This window comes from Stenotrophomonas sp. 22385 (genome assembly GCF_052045085.1).
Classification (GTDB): domain Bacteria; phylum Pseudomonadota; class Gammaproteobacteria; order Xanthomonadales; family Xanthomonadaceae; genus Stenotrophomonas.
The window spans coordinates 52833-71539 of record NZ_JBQEOG010000003.1 but is presented as its reverse complement, the minus strand read 5'-3'; the positions used below and the strand labels follow the sequence as shown (position 1 = coordinate 71539).

20 protein-coding genes and 1 tRNA gene are annotated in these 18707 nt (G+C 67.1%); 10 read left to right on the top strand and 11 right to left on the bottom strand.

Annotated features, from left to right (window positions below; all coding sequences use genetic code 11):
* Positions 1-69: 69 nt before the first annotated feature.
* Together ACTJI4_RS07030 and ispG are read right to left on the bottom strand one after the other, a co-directional pair.
* The gene (locus tag ACTJI4_RS07030; protein WP_392916559.1) at positions 70-777 is read right to left on the bottom strand and encodes a phosphatase PAP2 family protein; all 708 of its coding nucleotides are present in this window, start codon (positions 775-777) and stop codon (positions 70-72) included.
* Positions 758-2023: a flavodoxin-dependent (E)-4-hydroxy-3-methylbut-2-enyl-diphosphate synthase gene (ispG, locus tag ACTJI4_RS07025; protein ID WP_392916556.1), complete on the bottom strand. Its 1266-nt coding sequence runs from the start codon at positions 2021-2023 to the stop codon at positions 758-760. Before ispG ends, ACTJI4_RS07030 begins: the two co-directional genes overlap by 20 nt.
* A gap of 132 nt (positions 2024-2155) precedes the next feature.
* Between ispG and ACTJI4_RS07020 the strand changes: the two genes are divergently transcribed.
* Complete coding sequence (locus ACTJI4_RS07020; RefSeq protein WP_392916553.1) at positions 2156-3382, top strand: ATP-binding protein; 1227 nt, start codon at positions 2156-2158, stop codon at positions 3380-3382.
* Positions 3379-3957, top strand: a complete 579-nt coding sequence (locus tag ACTJI4_RS07015; protein ID WP_392916550.1) for a response regulator transcription factor — start codon at positions 3379-3381, stop codon at positions 3955-3957. The genes ACTJI4_RS07020 and ACTJI4_RS07015 overlap by 4 nt, the downstream gene beginning before the upstream one ends.
* A 166-nt stretch (positions 3958-4123) precedes the next feature.
* Here the strand turns inward: ACTJI4_RS07015 and pgi are convergent, their stop codons facing one another.
* From pgi to pcnB, 6 genes are all read right to left on the bottom strand, one after another.
* Entirely contained in the window at positions 4124-5635 is a 1512-nt protein-coding gene (pgi, locus tag ACTJI4_RS07010; RefSeq protein WP_440868880.1) for a glucose-6-phosphate isomerase, read from the bottom strand.
* Entirely contained in the window at positions 5632-6012 is a 381-nt protein-coding gene (panD, locus tag ACTJI4_RS07005; RefSeq protein WP_068850963.1) for an aspartate 1-decarboxylase, read from the bottom strand. The genes pgi and panD overlap by 4 nt, the downstream gene beginning before the upstream one ends.
* A 235-nt stretch (positions 6013-6247) precedes the next feature.
* Positions 6248-7090, bottom strand: coding sequence for a pantoate--beta-alanine ligase (gene panC, locus ACTJI4_RS07000; protein WP_392916544.1), 843 nt, complete (start codon positions 7088-7090; stop codon positions 6248-6250).
* A complete protein-coding gene (gene panB, locus ACTJI4_RS06995; RefSeq protein WP_392916541.1) occupies positions 7087-7902 on the bottom strand; it encodes a 3-methyl-2-oxobutanoate hydroxymethyltransferase in 816 nt (271 codons plus the stop codon). Before panB ends, panC begins: the two co-directional genes overlap by 4 nt.
* A gap of 31 nt (positions 7903-7933) precedes the next feature.
* Positions 7934-8422, bottom strand: a complete 489-nt coding sequence (folK, locus tag ACTJI4_RS06990; RefSeq protein WP_440868879.1) for a 2-amino-4-hydroxy-6-hydroxymethyldihydropteridine diphosphokinase — start codon at positions 8420-8422, stop codon at positions 7934-7936.
* 3 nt (positions 8423-8425) lie between these two features.
* On the bottom strand, positions 8426-9796 hold the full coding sequence (pcnB, locus tag ACTJI4_RS06985) for a polynucleotide adenylyltransferase PcnB (protein ID WP_392917584.1): 1371 nt from the start codon (positions 9794-9796) through the stop codon (positions 8426-8428).
* Between the two features lie 50 nt (positions 9797-9846).
* On the opposite strand from pcnB, the gene ACTJI4_RS06980 reads away from it, so the two are divergent.
* Positions 9847-9921: transfer RNA gene (locus ACTJI4_RS06980), tRNA-Glu, on the top strand.
* Positions 9922-9985: 64 nt separating this feature from the next.
* On the opposite strand, the gene ACTJI4_RS06975 is transcribed toward ACTJI4_RS06980, so the two are convergent.
* Entirely contained in the window at positions 9986-11407 is a 1422-nt protein-coding gene (locus ACTJI4_RS06975) for a sugar porter family MFS transporter (RefSeq protein ID WP_392916535.1), read from the bottom strand.
* 247 nt (positions 11408-11654) lie between these two features.
* Here ACTJI4_RS06975 and fdxA point away from each other — a divergent pair, with 247 nt between their 5' ends.
* Positions 11655-11978 (top strand): ferredoxin FdxA, encoded by a 324-nt coding sequence (fdxA, locus tag ACTJI4_RS06970; protein ID WP_392916532.1) that lies wholly within the window; start codon positions 11655-11657, stop codon positions 11976-11978.
* A gap of 234 nt (positions 11979-12212) precedes the next feature.
* On the opposite strand, the gene ACTJI4_RS06965 is transcribed toward fdxA, so the two are convergent.
* Both ACTJI4_RS06965 and dapA read right to left on the bottom strand, forming a co-directional pair.
* Positions 12213-12722 (bottom strand): hypothetical protein, encoded by a 510-nt coding sequence (locus ACTJI4_RS06965; RefSeq protein ID WP_392916529.1) that lies wholly within the window; start codon positions 12720-12722, stop codon positions 12213-12215.
* A gap of 28 nt (positions 12723-12750) precedes the next feature.
* On the bottom strand, positions 12751-13644 hold the full coding sequence (gene dapA / locus ACTJI4_RS06960) for a 4-hydroxy-tetrahydrodipicolinate synthase (protein WP_440868878.1): 894 nt from the start codon (positions 13642-13644) through the stop codon (positions 12751-12753).
* 162 nt (positions 13645-13806) lie between these two features.
* Between dapA and ACTJI4_RS06955 the strand changes: the two genes are divergently transcribed.
* From ACTJI4_RS06955 to ACTJI4_RS06930, 6 genes are all read left to right on the top strand, one after another.
* On the top strand, positions 13807-14367 hold the full coding sequence (locus ACTJI4_RS06955; RefSeq protein ID WP_392916522.1) for a glycine cleavage system protein R: 561 nt from the start codon (positions 13807-13809) through the stop codon (positions 14365-14367).
* 81 nt (positions 14368-14448) lie between these two features.
* Positions 14449-14928, top strand: coding sequence for a peroxiredoxin (locus tag ACTJI4_RS06950; protein WP_392916519.1), 480 nt, complete (start codon positions 14449-14451; stop codon positions 14926-14928).
* Positions 14929-15009: 81 nt separating this feature from the next.
* Positions 15010-16410, top strand: coding sequence for a PhoH family protein (locus ACTJI4_RS06945; protein ID WP_392916516.1), 1401 nt, complete (start codon positions 15010-15012; stop codon positions 16408-16410).
* Positions 16407-16910 (top strand): hypothetical protein, encoded by a 504-nt coding sequence (locus tag ACTJI4_RS06940; protein ID WP_440868877.1) that lies wholly within the window; start codon positions 16407-16409, stop codon positions 16908-16910. Before ACTJI4_RS06945 ends, ACTJI4_RS06940 begins: the two co-directional genes overlap by 4 nt.
* Before the next feature lie 36 nt (positions 16911-16946).
* The gene (gene thiD / locus ACTJI4_RS06935; RefSeq protein WP_440868876.1) at positions 16947-17756 is read left to right on the top strand and encodes a bifunctional hydroxymethylpyrimidine kinase/phosphomethylpyrimidine kinase; all 810 of its coding nucleotides are present in this window, start codon (positions 16947-16949) and stop codon (positions 17754-17756) included.
* Positions 17753-18592, top strand: coding sequence for an alpha/beta hydrolase family protein (locus ACTJI4_RS06930; protein WP_440868875.1), 840 nt, complete (start codon positions 17753-17755; stop codon positions 18590-18592). The genes thiD and ACTJI4_RS06930 overlap by 4 nt, the downstream gene beginning before the upstream one ends.
* Positions 18593-18707: the final 115 nt, after the last annotated feature.

Sequence of the window (18707 nt, the reverse complement as noted above, 5' to 3'; positions counted from 1 at the left end):
ATCGGTTTATTGGACCTATCACAGTCCGCGGAAACCCTGCCGCATCCGGCCCGCTCCCAAAGGCCGGTCTCAGTGCCGGCGGCGCCATGGATGGCGGCGGCGGAACATCACCAGGAAGCACCCTACCACCCAAACCAGCGCGGCACACCATCCGGCCAGGATGTCGGAGGGGTAATGTACGCCCAGGTAGATGCGTGACAGGCTGACCGCGCCGGCAAACAGCACGCCGAACACCACCGCCGGCCAGCGCCAGCGGGTGTTCCAGGCCAGCAGCACCAGCACGGCGGCGAGGGTCATCGAACCCATCGCATGGCCGCTGGGGAAGCTGTAGGTGCTTTCCGGGGCGATCGATTCCCACAGCGTCGGCCGGTCGCGCTGGAAGAACTGCTTGCTGCCGATGTTGAGCAGCGCCGAGCCGGCGAAGCTGAGCGCGGCAAAGCTGGCCTCGCGCCAGCGTCGGCGGACCAGCAGCACGGCCACGATCAGAATGTCGGCCGGGATCACGCCCCATTGGTAGCCGATCCGGGAAATCAGCACGAACGCGGCGTCAAGGCTGGGCCGGGCCACGTCACGCATCTTCCACAGCAGCGGGGCGTCGAAGTAGAACGCCTCCAGCTCATGCACTTCGTCGGCCAGCGCCACGAAGCCCGCCAGCGGCAGCAACACGCCGGCAAACAGCAGCACGAAGCGCCAGGCATTGCGCGCCATCCAGTGGCGGACGCCGGCTGCCGGCTCCGCTGCCGCCAGGATGGCGGGCTTATCCGACGCTTCGGACATACTTGCGTTCGACGTACTCGTCGATCAGCGCAACGAAGTCCTGGGCGATGTTGTCGCCGCGCAGGGTCACGGTCTTTTCCCCGTCGACAAACACCGGCGCGGCCGGGGTTTCCCCGGTCCCGGGCAGCGAGATGCCGATGTTGGCGTGGCGCGATTCACCCGGCCCGTTGACGATGCAGCCCATCACGGCCAGGGTCATGTTTTCCGCGCCGGGATGGCTGACCTTCCATTCGGGCATCTTGCCGCGCACGTGGTTCTGCACGACCTTGGCCAGTTCCTGGAAGAACTCGGACGTGGTGCGGCCGCACCCGGGGCACGCAGTCACCAGCGGGGTGAAGGCGCGCTGGCCGGTGGTCTGCAGCAGTTCCTGGGCGACGATCACTTCCTGCGTACGCGACTGGCCAGGTTCAGGCGTCAGCGAAATGCGGATGGTGTCGCCGATTCCTTCCTGCAGCAGCACGGCCAGCGCCGCCGACGAGGCAACGATGCCCTTGCTGCCGATGCCGGCTTCGGTCAGCCCCAGATGCAGGGCGAAGTCCGAACGCTGGGCCAGATCGCGGTACACCGCGATCAGTTCCTGCACGCCGCTGACCTTGGCCGAGAGCACGATGCGGTCGCGTGGCAGGCCCAGTTCGACGGCGGTATGCGCCGAATCCAGCGCCGAGCGGATCAGCGCCTCGCGCAGCACCCGGCCGGCGTCCCACGGCTGCGCGCGCTGGCTGTTCTCGTCCATCAGGCGCGCGGCCAGCGACTGGTCCAGCGAGCCCCAGTTGGCACCGATGCGGACCGGCTTGTCGTAGCGGATCGCGAACTCGATGAGCTGCGCGAACTGGGTGTCCTTCTTCTTGCCGAAGCCGACATTGCCTGGATTGATGCGGTACTTGGCCAGCGCTTCGGCGCAGGCCGGTTCCTGGGTCAGCAGCTGATGGCCGTTGTAATGGAAATCGCCGATCAGCGGGACCTCGATGCCCATCATCCGCAGCTTCTCGACGATGCGTGGAATGGCGGCGGCCGACTCGGGATTGTTCACGGTCAGGCGCACCATTTCCGATCCGGCCCGCCACAGCTCGGCCACCTGCTTGACGCTGGAGGCCACGTCGGCGGTGTCGGTGTTGGTCATCGACTGGACCACCACGGGCTTGCCCCCACCCACGACCACGCCGCCGATGCGGACGGCCTGGGTCTGGCGGCGGGCCCACACGGTGGTGTCGGAGGGTTGGGTCGGTTGGCTGACGGCGTCGTGCATCCGCGCATTTTAGCGCGCCAAGCGCACGGGTAGGTGGCGACCGTTGGTTGGCACTCATTTTTGCCCCGGGCCGGCCCGATGCGGCCGATTGTCGCAGGCAGGCTGCCGCGCAAACGCATACGATGACAGCTGATGACTGGTACCGACGCCCCCTTCCTCCGCACCCTGTGCAGCCTGCGCTGGCTGGCCGTGGCCGGCCAGGCCGCGACCATCCTGGTGGCGAGCTGGGTGCTGGGGCTGGAACTGCCGCAGTTGCCGCTGTGGTCCGGGGTACTGGTGCTGATCCTGTTCAACCTGTACGCACAGTTGCGGGTGCTGGACGCCGATACCGCCCCGCTCACCGCCTTCTGCCACATCCTGGTGGACGTGGCAGTGCTGACCTGGATGGTGGGGTGGAGCGGCGGGGTGGGCAACCCGTTCGGTTCGCTGTTCCTGATCCTGATCGCGCTGGCCGCGCTGGCCCTGCCGGTGCGCTGGACCCTGGCGGTGGCAGCGGCCTGTCTGATCGGTTATGCGGTCAGCGGCATCTTCGGAAAGCCGCTGCCGCACGGGTACTTCACCGCCATGGACCTGCACCAGTGGGGCGTGGTCGCCAACTTCCTGCTGTCGGCCGCGGTGGTGCTTGCCTTCGCCACCCGTCTGGCGATGGCACTGCGCCGGCGCGAGCACGAACTGGCCCTGCTGCGCGAGCGCTTCGCACGCAACGAAGGCATCGTAGCGCTGGCGACGCATGCCGCCTCGGTGGCGCATGAACTCAACACGCCGCTGGCGACCATGACACTGCTGGCCGACGATATCGCCGACCAGACCGACAACCCGGAAGTCCGCGACGACGTGGACACGCTGCGCGAGCTGCTCGTGCAGTGCCGCGAGCGCGTGCTGGCCCTGGCCCGGCCGGCCGCCGGCCGGGCCCGGGGCAATGAACCGGTGACCCTGCCGCAGGTGCTGGAACAATGGCAGCTGGTGCGCCCGACCATCACCCTCAAGCGCAACGAGGATGCACCGCTGCGGCTGCCGCTGGACCCGGGCATCGGCCATCTGCTGATGGTGCTGCTCAACAATGCTGCAGATGCCGGGGAACAGGCCGAGCGGCCGCAGGTGGACCTGACCCTGCGCATCGAAGGCCACGACCTGATCGGCGAAGTACGCGATTACGGCCGCGGGTTCGACGCCCGCGATGCGGTGCTGCCGGGCACCCTGTTCAACAGCGGCAAGACCCAGGGCATGGGGGTGGGCCTGGCCCTGTCCCACGCCACCATCGAGCGCCTGGACGGCGAGTTGTGGATGCGGCCGGCGCAGGGCGCCGGCACCCGCGTCGGCTTCCGCCTGCCTTTGGCTGCACCGGAGATTTCACCATGAACACCCCTCCCCTCCCCGCCTCCAGCCTCGGCCTGCTGGTCGACGATGATGAGCTGTACCTGCGCACACTGCAGCGCAGCCTGGCCCGCAAGGGTCTGGAAACAGTGACGGCCAGTGACACCGCCTCGGCGCTGCTGCTGGCCCGGCAGCAGCCCCCGGCGTATGCCCTGATCGACCTGAAGCTCGGCTCGGAATCCGGCCTGGCGCTGATCCAGCCGCTGCGGGCGTTGCGCGACGACATGCGGATACTGCTGGTTACCGGTTACGCCAGCATTGCCACCGCAGTAGAGGCGATCAAGCTCGGCGCCGATGATTACCTGCCCAAGCCGGCCACCGTACCGATGATCCTGCGGGCGCTGGGCGAGGAAGACGACGGCCCGGCCGACGATGGCGAGATGGAGCCACCGGACGCGATGACGCCGATCAGCCGCCTGCAGTGGGAGCACATCCAGCAGGCGATGCACGAAACGGGCGGCAACGTGTCGGCGGCGGCACGCCTGCTCGGCATGCACCGGCGTTCGTTGCAGCGGAAGTTGGCAAAACGACCCAGCCCGGAGCGTGATCCGACGCGGTAGCGGCCGCGTTCAAGGCGCGACGACCAACGGTCGTCGCCTACCTCCGGGGCCGATACACCCGCCCCGGTGGGTATCGGCCGTTCGTCGACACACCCGACCCCCGCCGATATCGACCTTTCGTCGATACACCCGCGCTGGTAGGTATCGACCGTTGGTCGATACGTCGTTACCGAAGCCGGCCCAGCAGCTCCAGCGTCACCGGATCGGTGATGCCGTGCGGCTCGCCCTGCAGCGCCGGCAGCAGCTGGCTGGCCAGCTGCTTGCCCAGCTCCACGCCAAACTGGTCGAAGGCGTTGATGTTCCAGATCAGCGACTGCACGTAGACGGCGTGTTCGTACATGGCGATCAGCGCACCGAGCGACTGCGGGGTCAACGCGTCCAGCAGGATCAGCGTGCTCGGCCGGCCACCCGGGTACTCGCGGTGCGGATCGTCGCTGCCCTGGCCGTTGGCCAGCGCTTCGGTCTGCGCCAGCAGGTTGGCCATCAGCGCCTGGTGGTTGATCTCATAGGGGTCGTCGTTGCGCACGCAGCCGATGAAATCGGCCGGGATCACGCTGGTGCCCTGGTGCAGTGCCTGGAAGAAGCTGTGCTGCACGTCGGTGCCCGCCCCGCCCCACCACACCGATACGGTGTCGCTGCCGACCGGGCTGCCGTCGAGCTGCACGCGCTTGCCCAGGCTTTCCATCACCAGCTGCTGCAGGTAGGCGGGCAGCAGCGCCAGGCGCTGGTCGTAGGTCATCACCGCATGCGTGGCATGGCCGAGCAGGTTGCGGTTCCAGATGTCGGTCAGGGCATGCAGCACCGGCAGGTTCTGTGCCAACGGTGCGTTGAGCGCATGCGCGTCCATCTCGGCCGCACCGGCCAGCAGCTGCTCAAAGCGCTCGAAGCCGATCGCCAGCGCGATCGGGAAACCGACCGCCGACCACAGTGAATAACGCCCGCCTACCCAGTCCCACATCGGCAGCACGCGGCCGGCGGCGATCGAGAACGCCTTGGCGGCGCGCTCGGGGTTGGCGCTGACGGCGTACAGGCGTTCGCTGCCACCCAGCCAGTCATGCAGGATCTGGCCGTTGAGCAGGGTTTCCTGGGTGCCGAAAGTCTTGGAAATCAGGATGCCGGCAGTGGTGGCCGGCTCCAGCGCGGCCAGCGTGCGCTGCATGGCGGCGCCGTCGACATTGGAAACGAAATGCACGCGGAAGCGCGCGCCGGTGACGGGACGCAGCGCGTCGGCGACCAGGCGCGGACCGAGGTCGGAACCGCCGATGCCGACGCTGACAATGTCGGTGACGTTGGTCTTTTCCAGCGCGGCAATCAGTTGGCCCATCTGCGCGCGCACCTGCGCGGCCGTGGCGAAGGCCTCACCGGCGACCGGGGCGCCACTGACATCGCCACGCAGCGCGGTGTGCAGCGCGGCACGGCCTTCGGTGACGTTGACCGTCTCGCCGCGGAACAGGCGCTGGAAGCCGCCGGCGACATCGCGCTCGGCGGCCAGCTGCAGCAGCGCATCCAAGGCCGCGCGGTCATACTTCTGCCGCGCGAAGTTGGCATACAACGGACCGACCCGCAGCCCCAGCGATTGTGCGCGGCCGGGTTCGGCAGCGATCAGTGCGGGGATGCTCGCGCCACGCAGGCGCTGGGCATGGGAGTGAAGCGGGTCGAATCCGTTGGTCTGTGTCATGCGGCCTGGGTCGGGATGCTGTCGTTGGTGTGGGAGATCTGGTTGTTGCCGTCCACATATACCAACTTCGGCCGGAAGCTGTCAGCTTCTTCTTCACTCATGCTGGCGAAGGCGGCAATGATGATGATGTCGCCGACCTGCACGTGGCGCGCGGCGCCGCCGTTGAGCGAGACCACGCCGCTGCCCGCTTCGGCGCGGATGGCGTAGGTCGAGAAGCGCGCACCGTTGGTGACGTCCCAGATGTGCACCTGCTCGAACTCACGGATGCCGGTGGCCAGCAGCAGGTTGTCATCGATGGCGATGGACCCTTCGTAGTTCAGCTCCGAATGGGTCACGGTGGCGCGGTGGATCTTGGTCTTGAGCAGGGAGAGGTGCATGGCACGGGACGACGTAAAGGAAAGGGAAATTCTAGCACCCGGGGGCCGGGCGGCCGTTATGGAGCCCTGCCCGCTGCCAACCATTCAGGTACCGTCCGTGGCGCACGACGGTGGGGTCGGTTTCCAAACGACTGCCGACCCTGTTGATTCGCGCTGGGACGCATGACCGTGGCCGGAGAAGCGATTTCGCCAGAGGTCATGCGTTACCGGACGAGCCAACGGCCGGCGCTGCCGCTCAGAACTCCAGGTTGTCGATCAGGCGGGTGTTGCCGATGCGCGCGGCGATCAGGGCGACGCGGTTGCCGTCTTCGCTGTCGGCCGGCTCGGACAGGTCCGGCTTGCGGACGACGGCGTAGTCGACCTGGAAGCCGGCCGCCTGCAGGGCGGCGGCGGCTTCGGCTTCGATCAGGCTGCGGGTCTTGCCGGTGATGAAGCCTTCGCGCATGCCCAGCAGCACCTGGTGGATGGTGGTCGCGACCGGGCGCTGTTCGGCGTTGAGATACTGGTTGCGCGAGCTCATGGCCAGGCCATCGGTTTCGCGCACGATGTCGCCGCCGACGATCTGGATCGGGAAGGCCAGGTCTTCCACCATCTGGCGGATCACCGCCAGCTGCTGGTAATCCTTCTTGCCGAAGGCGGCCACGTCCGGCTGGACCTGGTTGAACAGGCGCGAGACCACAGTGCACACGCCGTCGAAGTGGCCCGGGCGGTGCGCGCCCTCGAGCAGGCTGGAAATGCCCGGCACATTCACGCTGGCAGCGAGCTCCACCCCGAACGGGTACATCGATTCGACGGTGGGCAGCCACAGCACGTCACAGCCGGCCTGCTCCAGTCCGGTGGTGTCGGCTTCGGGCGTGCGCGGGTAGCGGGTGAAGTCTTCGTTCGGGCCGAACTGGGTCGGGTTGACGAACACGCTGGAGACCACGCGGTCGGCGTACTGCCGGGCCAGGGTGACCAGCGAATAGTGGCCGGCGTGCAGATTGCCCATGGTGGGAACCAGCGCGACGCGCAGTCCCTCGCGCTTCCAGCCGTTGACGACGGCGCGCAGGCGGGACAGTTCGGTGATGGTGTCGATCATGAGGCGTAGGCGTGCTCTGCGTCGGGGAAGGAACCGTCGCGCACGGCGTCGGCATAGGCACGGACGGCGCCGGCAACCGACCCGCCTTCGGCAAGGAAATCCTTGACGAACTTGGGACGGCGGTGGCCGCTGTCCAGGCCGAGGAAGTCGTGCAGCACCAGCACCTGGCCATCGCAGCCCGGGCCGGCACCGATGCCGATGGTCGGCACTGCCACATCGGCGGTGACCTGGGTGGCGATTGGCGTCGGCACGCACTCGAGCACGATCAGGGTGGCGCCGGCTTCCACCGCTGCCTTGGCGTCGTCACGCAGCTGCTGGGCGGCGTCGCCGCGCCCCTGCACCTTGTACCCGCCCAGGCGCAGTACCGACTGCGGGGTCAGGCCCAGGTGCGAACACACCGGGATCTCGCGTTCCACCAGATGGCGGATGATATCCAGCTTGAAGCCGGCGCCTTCGATCTTGACCATTTCCGCGCCGGCCTGGAGCAGGCGCAGCGAAGCGTCAAGCGCGCGCTCGGGGGTGGCATCGGCGCCGAACGGCAGATCGGCCACCAGCAGTGCGCGCTGCAGCACGCGGGCCACGGCGCGGGTGTGGTAGACCATGTCGTCGGTGGTCACCGGAAGGGTCGAATCATGCCCCTGCACCACCATGCCAAGCGAATCGCCAATCAGGATCAGATCGACGCCGTTGGCATCGAACGTACGCGCGAAGCCGGCGTCGTAGGCGGTCAGCATGACCAGCTTCTGGCCGTTGCGCTTGGCCTCGGCCAGTGCGGGCACGGTCCAGGGCTTGCTGTCTGCGTGGATACTCATGAGCTGATAACCGGTGGCGATAAGCCCCGCATTATCCTCCTATTGGCGCGATCCCGCAGGCCTCGATACGCATCGCAGCGTCCCGCACGCGGCCCTGCCCCGGAATCATCGCCTCCGGGGCGATCTCGGCCAGCGGCAGCAGGGCGAACGCGCGCTCGTGCAGATAGGGGTGCGGCACTTTGAGCTGCGGCAGATCGATCACCGCATCGCCATATAGCAGCAGATCCAGGTCGAGCGTGCGCGGCCCCCAGTGCACGGCCGCATCGCGGACCCGGCCGAAGTCGCGCTCGATACCCAACAGGGCCTCCAGCAGCGCAGCCGGCTCCAGCGCCGTCTCGAGCAGCGCCGCAGCATTGACGAACGCCGGCTGGTCCTCATTGCCCCAGGCCGGCGTGCTGTACAGCTGCGAGCGCGCCCGCAGCGCGGTCAGCGGCAGCGCGGCCAGGGCCTCGAACGCCGCGCGCAGGGTCTGGGCGGCGTCGCCGAGGTTGCCGCCCAGTCCAATACAGGCCAGGGTCACGGCTTACTCGCCTGCGGTGCCACCGGGACGACGACGACGGCGACGGCGCTTGCGCGGTGCCCCGGTCTCGTCCAGCTCCCCGTCGACCTGCGCCGCGTCCAGCGTGGAATCCAGCTCAGGGCCGGATTGCAGCTGGGCTTCACGCCAGAACTCGACATCGGCCTGGTGCTCGCTGGACGCCACCTGGCGCAGCGCCAGGAAGTCGAACGCGGCGCGGAAACGCGGGTGGGTCAACGTGCGGATCACGCGCTTGCGCTGGCGCGAGCTGAAGCGCCCCTGCAGCAGCCAGATTTCCTGCATCGGCAGCGAGAACCGGCGCGGCAGCGCGATGGTGGTCAGCTGGTGCAGGGTGACCCGGTCGGCAGCGCGGCGCTGGGCTTCTTCCAGCTGCACGCCCTGCTTCTGCAGGGTCGCCAGCGCGCGGCAGAAGGCCGGCCACAGGAGCAGTGCGAACAGGAACGAGGGCGACACCGGCTCGTCGTTGGCCACGCGCTGGTCGGTGTTGTGCAGGCCTTCGATGACCATGCGGCGCAGCGCGCCGCTGCGGTTGCTGCGCAGCGCGGCGGCACTTTCGGGAAACAGCACGTCGAGCAGGCCATACCGCTCCAGCCCTTCGAAACTGGCCACGCCATGGCCGGACAGGAACAGTTTGAGCACTTCCTCGAACAACCGGGCCGGGGCGGCTTCGCCCAACAGGCTGGCCAGGCGCGGAAGCGGCTCGGCGCTGGCGTCGTCGATCTGGAAACCGAGCTTGGCGGCCAGGCGCACCGCGCGCAGCATGCGCACCGGATCTTCCTGGTAGCGCATTTCCGGATCGCCGATGAGTTTCATCAGCCGCGCCTGCACGTCTTCAAAGCCGCCGGTGTAGTCGCGCACCGAGAAATCCTCGATGGCGTAGTACAGCGCGTTGCAGGTGAAATCGCGGCGCACCGCGTCGTCCTCGATGCTGCCGTACACGTTGTCGCGTACCAGCATGCCGTTTTCCATTTCGCGGTCGCCGCTGCCGTCGTCGATGTTGGCGCGGAAGGTGGCCACTTCGATGATCTCGCGGCCGAACACCACGTGCGCCAGCCGGAAGCGGCGCCCGATCAGGCGGCAGTTGCGGAACAGCGACTTGACCTGTTCCGGCGTGGCATCGGTGGCCACGTCGAAGTCCTTGGGGTTGCCACCGACCAGCAGGTCGCGCACGGCGCCACCGACGAGATAGGCGCCAAAGCCCGAGTCGCGCAGCCGGTACAGGACGCGCAGGGCGTTGGGGCTGATGTCCTTGCGGGAGATGTTGTGCTGGTCGCGGGGGATCACGCGCAGACTGAACGGTGATGTAGCGGAGGAATTGATGTTGGCGCTTCCGGTTGAAGTTTCGGGATTGCCCAATGGCATCGAGGTCCATATACTAACGCGCTGCGCAGTTCGCGACAAAGCATGCTCCCTTCGTCTAGAGGTTAGGACGTGGCCCTCTCAAGGCTAAAACAGGGGTTCGAGTCCCCTAGGGAGCACCATCTGCCGCGCCAGCCGACGAAAAACCCCGCCTTGGCGGGGTTTTTGCGTTGAGGGAGCTGCTCCTCAGCCCTCCATCTGCTCCAGTTCCTTGCCCTTGGTCTCGCGCACGTAGCGCAGCACGAAGAAGATCGAGGCCACCGCCGCCACCGTATAGATGCCGTAGGCACCGGCCAGGCCGATGCCGGCCAGCAGGATGGGAAACGTCACGGTGATGGCGAAGTTCGAGGTCCACTGGGCCGCGCCGGCCACCGCCAGGCCCGAGCCGCGGATCTGGTTGGGGAACATCTCGCCCAGCATCACCCACATGACCGGGCCCCAGGACATGTTGAAGAACACCACGTACACGTTGGCCGCCACCAGCGCCAACCGGCCCATGCCGTCGGACAGCTGCAGGTGGCCATCGGCCAGGGTGCCGCTTGCGAAGGCCACCACCATCAGCGCCAGCGCCACCGACATGCCGACCGAACCGACCCACAGCAGCGGCTTGCGGCCGACCCGGTCGATCAGCACCACGGTAAGCAGGCAGGCGCCGATACTGAGCGCGCCGGACAGCACGTTGATCAGCAGCGCGTCGTTTTCGGAGAAGCCGACCGCCTGCCACAGCACCGCGCCGTAATAGAACACCACGTTGATGCCGACCAGCTGCTGGAACACGGCCAGGCCGATGCCGACCCACACGATCCCGCGCAGCTTGCCGGTGCCCTTGTCGACCAGGTCCGACAAGCGCGGGCGGTGCTGGTCCTGGGCCAGCGAGCCTTCGATTTCGGCGATCTTGGCCTGTGCCTCGGCCGCGCCATACAGCCGGGTCATCACCGCCAGCGCATCGGCGCGGCGGCCCTTCACCACCAGGTAGCGCGGGCTTTCCGGAATCACCAGCAGCAGCACCAGGAACAGGGCCGAGGGAATGGCCTGCATCCAGAACATCCAGCGCCAGGCTTCCTGGCCCAGCCACAGCGCTTCGGTGGAGGCGCCGGCAGCGCGGGCCAGCAGGAAGTTGCTCAGGAACGCGCAGAACAGGCCGCTGATGATGGCGATCTGCTGCACCGTGGCCAGCCGCCCACGATAGCGGGCCGAGGCCACTTCGGCGATGTAGGCCGGCGACATCACGCTGGCCGCGCCGACGGCGAAGCCGCCGATCACGCGGGCGATCACGAACGCCAGCGAGCTGTGCGCCGCGCCTGCGCCCAGTGCCGACAGCAGGAACATGACGGCGGCGATGATCAGCACCCCGCGCCGGCCCATGCGGTCGCCCAGGCGGCCGGCGAAGAAGGCGCCGATCGCGCAGCCCAGCAGCATGGAGGCGACCTCGAAGCCGATCCCGGCCTCGCTGGACTGGAAGGTCTGCTTGAGGCCATCGACAGTGCCGTTGATGACGCCGCTGTCGAAGCCGAACAGGAAGCCGCCAATGGTGGCGACACAGCTGATCAGCACGATGAAGGAGGTGTTCTCGCCGCGGGCGGCGTTGGCTGCAAGTGTGGTGGACATGAAGGGTCCTGGCAGGAGTGGGACAGCAACGGGTCACGCAGCGGGGTCTCATCCGGCAGGTTCTCACACGCCCCTGCCCGCCCACAAAGGGTTGCGGGGGCCCGATCTGCCTGCCTCGTGGCCGCCCGGGTGTCTACCGGTAGGCATCGCATCTAACCCTACCGACCGGCTTCGGCGCATCGTGCACTGCGACAAAGGCCCAACTGTTCTAGAATTGTCCGGCTTACTGTCGGATCCAGATCCAGCCATGCCCTTTGTCGTCACTGAAAACTGCATCAAGTGCAAACACACCGATTGCGTGGAAGTGTGCCCCGTGGATTGCTTCCACGAAGGCCCGAACTTCCTGGTGATCGACCCGGATGAGTGCATCGACTGCACCCTGTGCGAACCCGAATGCCCGGTCAACGCGATCTTCCCCGAAGACGACGTGCCCGCCGGCCAGGAAAAGTTCGTGGAACTCAACGCCGAGCTGGCCAAGGCCTGGCCGGTCCTGACCGTGCGCAAGGACCCGCCCGCCGACGCCGGCGACTGGGACGGCAAGCCGGACAAGCTCCAGTATCTGGAGCGGTGATACTGAAAAAGGCGCCTCTGGCGCCTTTTTTGTTGTTTGCGGCGCTTCATTGTCCCGTGCCGGGGAGGCCGTCGGGCAGCCCCCTACGGGACACGCCGCAAACCCGCACCGTCCCGCCAAACCAAGGAACCGGTGCCCACCGGCTGTTCGCCAAAATGCATAAAGGCTGCCGGGCAAAGCCCGGCAGCCTCATTCAAACCGCAATCCCAGTAGGCCTTAAAGGCCTTAAGGGCCTTACGGCGCCAGCTTGGCCTTCAGCTCACCCAGCAGCTTGGTCGGGGCCGCGCCGGTAGCCGGCAGGCCGCGCGGGTCCACGGCCGAGATGTAGGCGCCGGCTTCGACGGCCACCACGCGGACCAGGAAATCGCTGCCTTCGAAAGCCACGTCGTAGGAGCCCAGCAGCTGGGCCTTGCTGGCAATCTTCACGCCTTCAACCGACTCCAGCGCCGTGCCGACCTTGCCGAACACTTCGTCCTTGGTGCCCGGGACGGTGAAACCGGCATTGCTGGCCGCCGCGGCCTGGCTCGGGGCCGGCTTGGCGGCCTGCGAGGCCAGCACCGGGACCTGGGCAGCCGGGTTGGTGCCCGGGGCGTTCAGATCCGGCGGGATTTCCAGCGGGCGCACTTCCGGTGCCAGTGCGTAGTCGCCCTTGACGCCGCGGTTGCAGCCGGTGACACCTGCCAGCGTGGCGGTGGCCAGAATCGCGAACGACAGCACGCGGATGGCGGAAACGGATTGACGCATGTGAATCTCCTGGGTCAGGCCACTGATGTCAGTGGCTGGAAAGGGCTTCGAGCGCACCGATGTCGGTGGCCAGGTGTTCGGCGGCGGCGTGGTGGGCGGCCGACAACGGCAACAGCGGCAGGCGCAGACCGTGGCCGATGCCGATCCGGCGCAGCAGGTCTTTCACCGGAATGGGGTTGGGTTCCACCCCGCAGAAGTCATGGAACGGCTCCAGCCGGGTATCCCAGGCCTCGGCAGCCTCGCGCTCGCCGGCTGCGGCCAGCTCGCACATGCGCCGGTAGGAACCGGGAAGCGCGTTGGAACCCACCGAGATCAGCCCGTCGACCCCGGACAGGATCGAACGGGCGGCCGTGCCGTCATCCCCACTGAGGATGGCAAAGGTGGGCGAACGCAGTGCCAGCAGGGCGTGGACCCGGCCCACATCGCCCACCGCTTCCTTGATGCCCACGATGTTCGGGTGCGCGGCCAGCTCGGCCACCGTCTCCGGCAGCATGTCGCAGCCGGTGCGGCCGGGCACGTTGTACAGGACCACCGGCAGGCCGCCCTGGTCGGCCACCGCCCGGTAGTGGGCGATCAGCCCGGCCTGGGTCGGACGCACGTAGGGCGGGGTCACCACCAGCGCGTGGGTCGCACCGCTGGCCGCCGCCCGGCGGGTCTGCTCGATCGTTTTGGCGGTTCCCGACAGTCCGGTACCGGCCAGCACCGGAACGCGCCCGGCGACGGTTTTGACCGCGCTGCGCAGCAGCTGATCGTATTCGTCATCGGACAGGGTCGCGGCCTCGCCGGTCGAGCCGGCTACCACCACCCCGTGAACGCCACCCTCCAGTTGCAGGTGCAGCAGGCGCTGCCAACCGTCGGGATCCAATGCGCCATTGGCCTGGAAAGGCGTGGCCAGCGCGGTGATGAGACCGGAAAGGGACAAGGAAACGATGCTCGGAAGAAGGGGGACGAAGGCCGCCGAAAGCGCGGTCGGACGCAAGTTGCATGTTACTTGCGGGTCGAAAGCGCGGGCAAGTATGCTGGACTCCGGCGAACGCGCCGTCGTCGGCGCCGTTCAGACTCATCCCGCATTACCGGAACCACCTTGACCGACACCACGCTGCGGCCTGCGCCGACCGAAAACCATCTCCTGATCAACGCCTACACGACGCATCCGGAGTCCCCCCTGCTGCCCGTCACCCGGCGCATCGCCGACAGCGGCTGCAACCTGGTCGATGCCCGCCTTGCCACCGTGGGTCGCGATGTCTCCGTAACCGCCCTGGCCACCGGCTCGTGGGACGCGGTTGCCAAGCTGGAAGCCATGCTGACCCGGCTCGAGCGCGAAGAAGGCCTGAAACTGGTGTGGTACCGCACCGGGGCGAAGCAGGCACAGTCCAACCTGCTGCCCTACATCGTGGAAGTGATCGCGGCTGACAAGCCCGGCATCCTGTTCCAGCTGGCCGATTTCTTCGACCGCCAGGGCATCACCATCGAAAACCTGCAGAGCACGCGCTACCGCGCCATGCAGACCGGCGCGGAAATGTTCTCGGCGCAGGTCACCATCGGCGTGCCCGCCAACATGCACATCGCCGCACTGCGCGACGATTTCCTCGAATTCTGCGACCACCTCAACCTGGACGCGATCATGGACCCGATGAAGTTCTGACGGTTTCGCGCGTTAATCACGAACGCGCGGTGTTTCATGCAGTTGTAAGACGCTTCACTCAGGCTCCGCAGCAAGGTCCTCATGAACAACGGCGATACCCTGGACAGCACCACCCTCGCCCTCCCGCTGGCCCTGTCCGGCGGCGACCACACCACCCTCGGCGATCTGGCCGGCCAGTGGCTGGTGCTGTACTTCTACCCGAAGGACAGCACCCCGGGCTGCACCACCGAGGGCCTCGATTTCAACGCCCTGCTGCCGGAATTCAAGCGCGCTGGCGCGCAGGTATTTGGTGTCTCGCGCGATTCGGTCAAATCCCATGACAACTTCTGCGCCAGGCAGGGCTTTGCCTTCCCGCTGATCAGCGACGGCGACGAAGCGCTGTGTACCGCCTTTGATGTGATCCGGCTTAAGAACATGTACGGCAAGCAGGTGCGTGGCATCGAACGCAGCACCTTCCTCATTTCTCCCGACAGTCGTATCGTGCAGTCGTGGCGCAAGGTGAAAGTCGCCAGCCACGCCGAATCCGTGCTTGAAGCGCTGAAGGCCGCGAAAACCCAGTGACCCACCTGCACCCCACAATGGCCATCACCCTGCCCCGCAGGTCGTGATGGCTTGCCCCTGTTCTGCCACCAGGAAATGACGATGACCCGAGGCAAGCGCATCTACGTTCTGGATACCAACGTGCTCATGCACGATCCAACCGCGCTGTTCAAGTTCGAGGAGCATGATGTCTACCTGCCCATGCAGGTGATCGAAGAGCTGGACAACGGCAAGAAGGGCACCTCCGAGGCGAGCCGCAACGCCCGCCAGGTGAGCCGCTTCCTCAACGAGCTGGTACAGGCCTCCGGCCTGGACAACCTGGCCGATGGCATTCCGCTGCAGCGCCCGAACGGGTTGCAGCTGCGCGGCAAGCAGAGCGTGGGCCTGCTGCGCTTCCAGACCAGCCACTTCGACGCCGGCAAGAGCTTCGGCGCGGTCATTCCGGACAACGCCATCCTCGGCGCGATCCTGGCGCTGAAGGAAGAGGTGCCGGAAATCCCGGTCGTGTTCGTGTCCAAGGACATCAACCTGCGGATCAAGGCGGCCATCGCCGGGATCGTGTCGGAAGACTACGAGAACGACCGGGCGCTGGACGATTTCAGCCTGCTCTACACCGGCGCCACCGAGCTGCCGGAAGACTTCTGGAAGAAGCACACCAACGACCTGCGCAGCTGGAGCGACAAGGGCCGTACCAGTTACGAAATACAGGCCACCGATGACGAGGACTGGTACCCCAACCAGTACGCCTACCTGCCGGGCGACGATGAGGTCGAACTGCGCGTGGCCAAGGTCGACGGCAGCGGCAAGGTCACCCTGTCGCTGGTCAACGATTTCCGCCATGGCAGCCACGCGGTGTGGGGAATCAGCGCGCGCAACCGTGAGCAGAATTTCGCGCTGAACGCGCTGATGGACCCGGAGATCGATTTTGTCACCCTGCTGGGTACCGCCGGCACCGGCAAGACGCTGCTGGCACTGGCCGCCGGCCTGGCCCAGACCATGGACCAGCAGCGTTATCGCGAAATCATCATGACCCGCGCCACGGTCAGCGTGGGCGAGGACATCGGCTTCCTGCCCGGCACCGAGGAAGAAAAGATGACCCCGTGGATGGGCGCGCTGACCGACAACCTGGAAGTGCTCACCCACACCCAGGAGGGAGGTGCATGGGGCCGTGCAGCGACCAACGACCTGATCGCCAGCCGGATCAAGATCCGCTCGCTCAACTTCATGCGCGGCCGCACCTTCCTGTCGCGTTACCTGATCCTGGACGAGGCGCAGAACCTCACCCCCAAGCAGATGAAGACGCTGATCACCCGTGCAGGCCCCGGCACCAAGATCGTCTGCCTGGGCAATGTCGAACAGATCGACACGCCCTATCTCACCGAAACCACCTCGGGCCTGACCTACGCGGTGGACCGCTTCAAGAACTGGCCGCACAGCGCGCACATCACCCTGCGCCGTGGCGAGCGATCGCGTCTGGCCGATTACGCTTCGGAGGTGTTGTGAACCGTCCCCTCTCCCGCCTGCTGCTGCCGCTGGCGCTGGCCGCGCTGGCGGCCGCCTGCACGCCAGCCAATACCCGCCCCGGCGCCACCGTACCGACGGCGGTCAGGACCGGACAGTCGTGGGTGGTAACCCGCCCGCAGGTGGTTGCCCAGGTCCTTGATACCTGTTCGCGTCCCAGTCCCGGCCAGACGCCGGGGCGGGTGACCGGCTACTGGGCACCCAGCCGCCAGCAGATCGAACAGCTGGAAAGCCGGTTGCCCACACTTGCACCGCAGGTCCCCAACGTCACTGATTTCGACCGCCAGTACGTCGGCATCGAAGTGGAAGGACGCAGGCTGATCTACCTCAACGCCTTCCGCCTGCCCGACCACAGCGAGATGAACCCCGCGCGCGAAGCGATCCGCGTGTGCGATGGCGGCAGCATGTTCTGGGGCGCGGTGTTCGATCCGGCCAGTGGCGAGTTCTCCGAACTGGCATTCAACGGCGGCAAAACCGGGTAGATGGCGCAACAGGCCGCCCCGCTGCACAATCGCGGGATGAGCCCTTCCACCCCCGTGTCCGTCCTCACCATCGCCGGCTCCGATTCCGGCGGTGGTGCCGGCATCCAGGCCGACCTGAAAGCCTTCGCCGCACACCGCGTGCATGGGCTGTCAGCGATCACAGCACTCACCGCACAGAACACCCGCGGGGTGTCCGCAGTGCACGTGCCACCCCTGGATGTTCTGCAGGCACAGATCGACGCCTGCTTCGCCGATTTCGACATCCACGCGGTCAAGCTCGGCATGCTGGCCAACGCCGAGGTGATCGCACTGGTCGCCGATGCACTGGAGAAGTATCGACCGACCCATGTCGTGCTCGATCCGGTCATGGTGGCCACCAGTGGCGCGTGCCTGCTCGAAGGCAGCGCATTGGAGGTTCTGCGCAGGCGGCTGCTGCCACTGGCCACGCTGCTGACCCCCAACACCCCCGAGGCCGAACTGCTGCTCGGCCGCCGCATCGAGAACGCCGATGACGCTGAAGATGCCGCCGCTGCGCTGCTCGATCTCGGCGCCGGTGCGGTGCTGCTCAAGGGCGGCCACATGGCCGAAGGCGCACGGGTGATCGACCGCTACTTCGATGGCGTCACCCGCGAAGAATTCATCCACACCCGGTTGCCGGTGGACGCGCATGGCACCGGCTGCACGCTGGCGTCGGCGATTGCCGCGCAACTGTGCTGCGGGCTGTCGCTGCCGAATGCCTGCGAGGCGGCCATTGATTACGTCGCACGCGCCCTGCAGGGCGGCTACACGCCCGGCCGCAGCGCGGTGCGGGTACTGGATCACTTCGGCGCGGCGCGGCCGGCATGATGCGCCCGCTGGTGGTGCCGGTGCAGGCCGATGACGGCCACCGGTTCGAGCTGATCGGGCGCGTGCCGGCGCAGCCGCGTGCGCAGCTCCTGTGGCTGCCGGCGCTGGGGGTATCAGCACGCAACTACCAGCCGTTTGCCGATGCGCTGGCCGCACGTGGCATCAGCGTATTCCTGCACGAATGGCGCGGTAACGGCAGCAGCAGCCTGCGCCCGTCGCGCGAACAGGACTGGGGTTACCGCGAAATCCTCGAACAGGATCTCCCGGCGAGCCTGGCCGCGTTGCGCCTGCATGGCAACGTGCCGCTGATCATCGGCGGGCACAGCCTGGGCGGGCAGCTGGCCTGCGTGTTCGGCGGCCTGCATCCCGGCGTGTTCGCGCGTTTCTGGCTGGTCGCCACCGGTACCCCGTACTGGCGCAGCTTCCCTGCCCGGCGCGGCTGGACACTGCCGCTGGTGTACCGCTTCCTGCCATGGCTGGCGCAGCGCCAGGGCGTGCTGCATGGGCGGCGGCTCGGTTTTGGCGGCACCGAAGCGCGCGGCGTGATACGCGACTGGGCCCGGGTGGGGCTGAACAACCATTACGCTGCGGTGGGCGTGCAGGCGGACCTGGAAGGCGGAATGCGTCGCCTGCGCGGCCACGCCGACGCGGTGGTGCTGGCCGACGACTGGCTGGCGCCGCCCGGCTCGATGCAGGGCCTGCTGTCCAAGCTGCCGCAGGTCACTTCCACGCTGTCGATCGTGCCCGCCGACACGCTGGGCACGCAGGCCGACCACTTCGCGTGGATGAAGGCGCCGGAGGCCGTGGTGAAGGCGCTTTTTCATTCATTTGAATGAAGTCCTTCACAAAAGCGTTGACGGATGCGACGTCGATCCGCATAATTCCGCTCCTGTTGACGCGCCCGTAGCTCAGTTGGATAGAGTACCTGGCTACGAACCAGGCGGTCGGGAG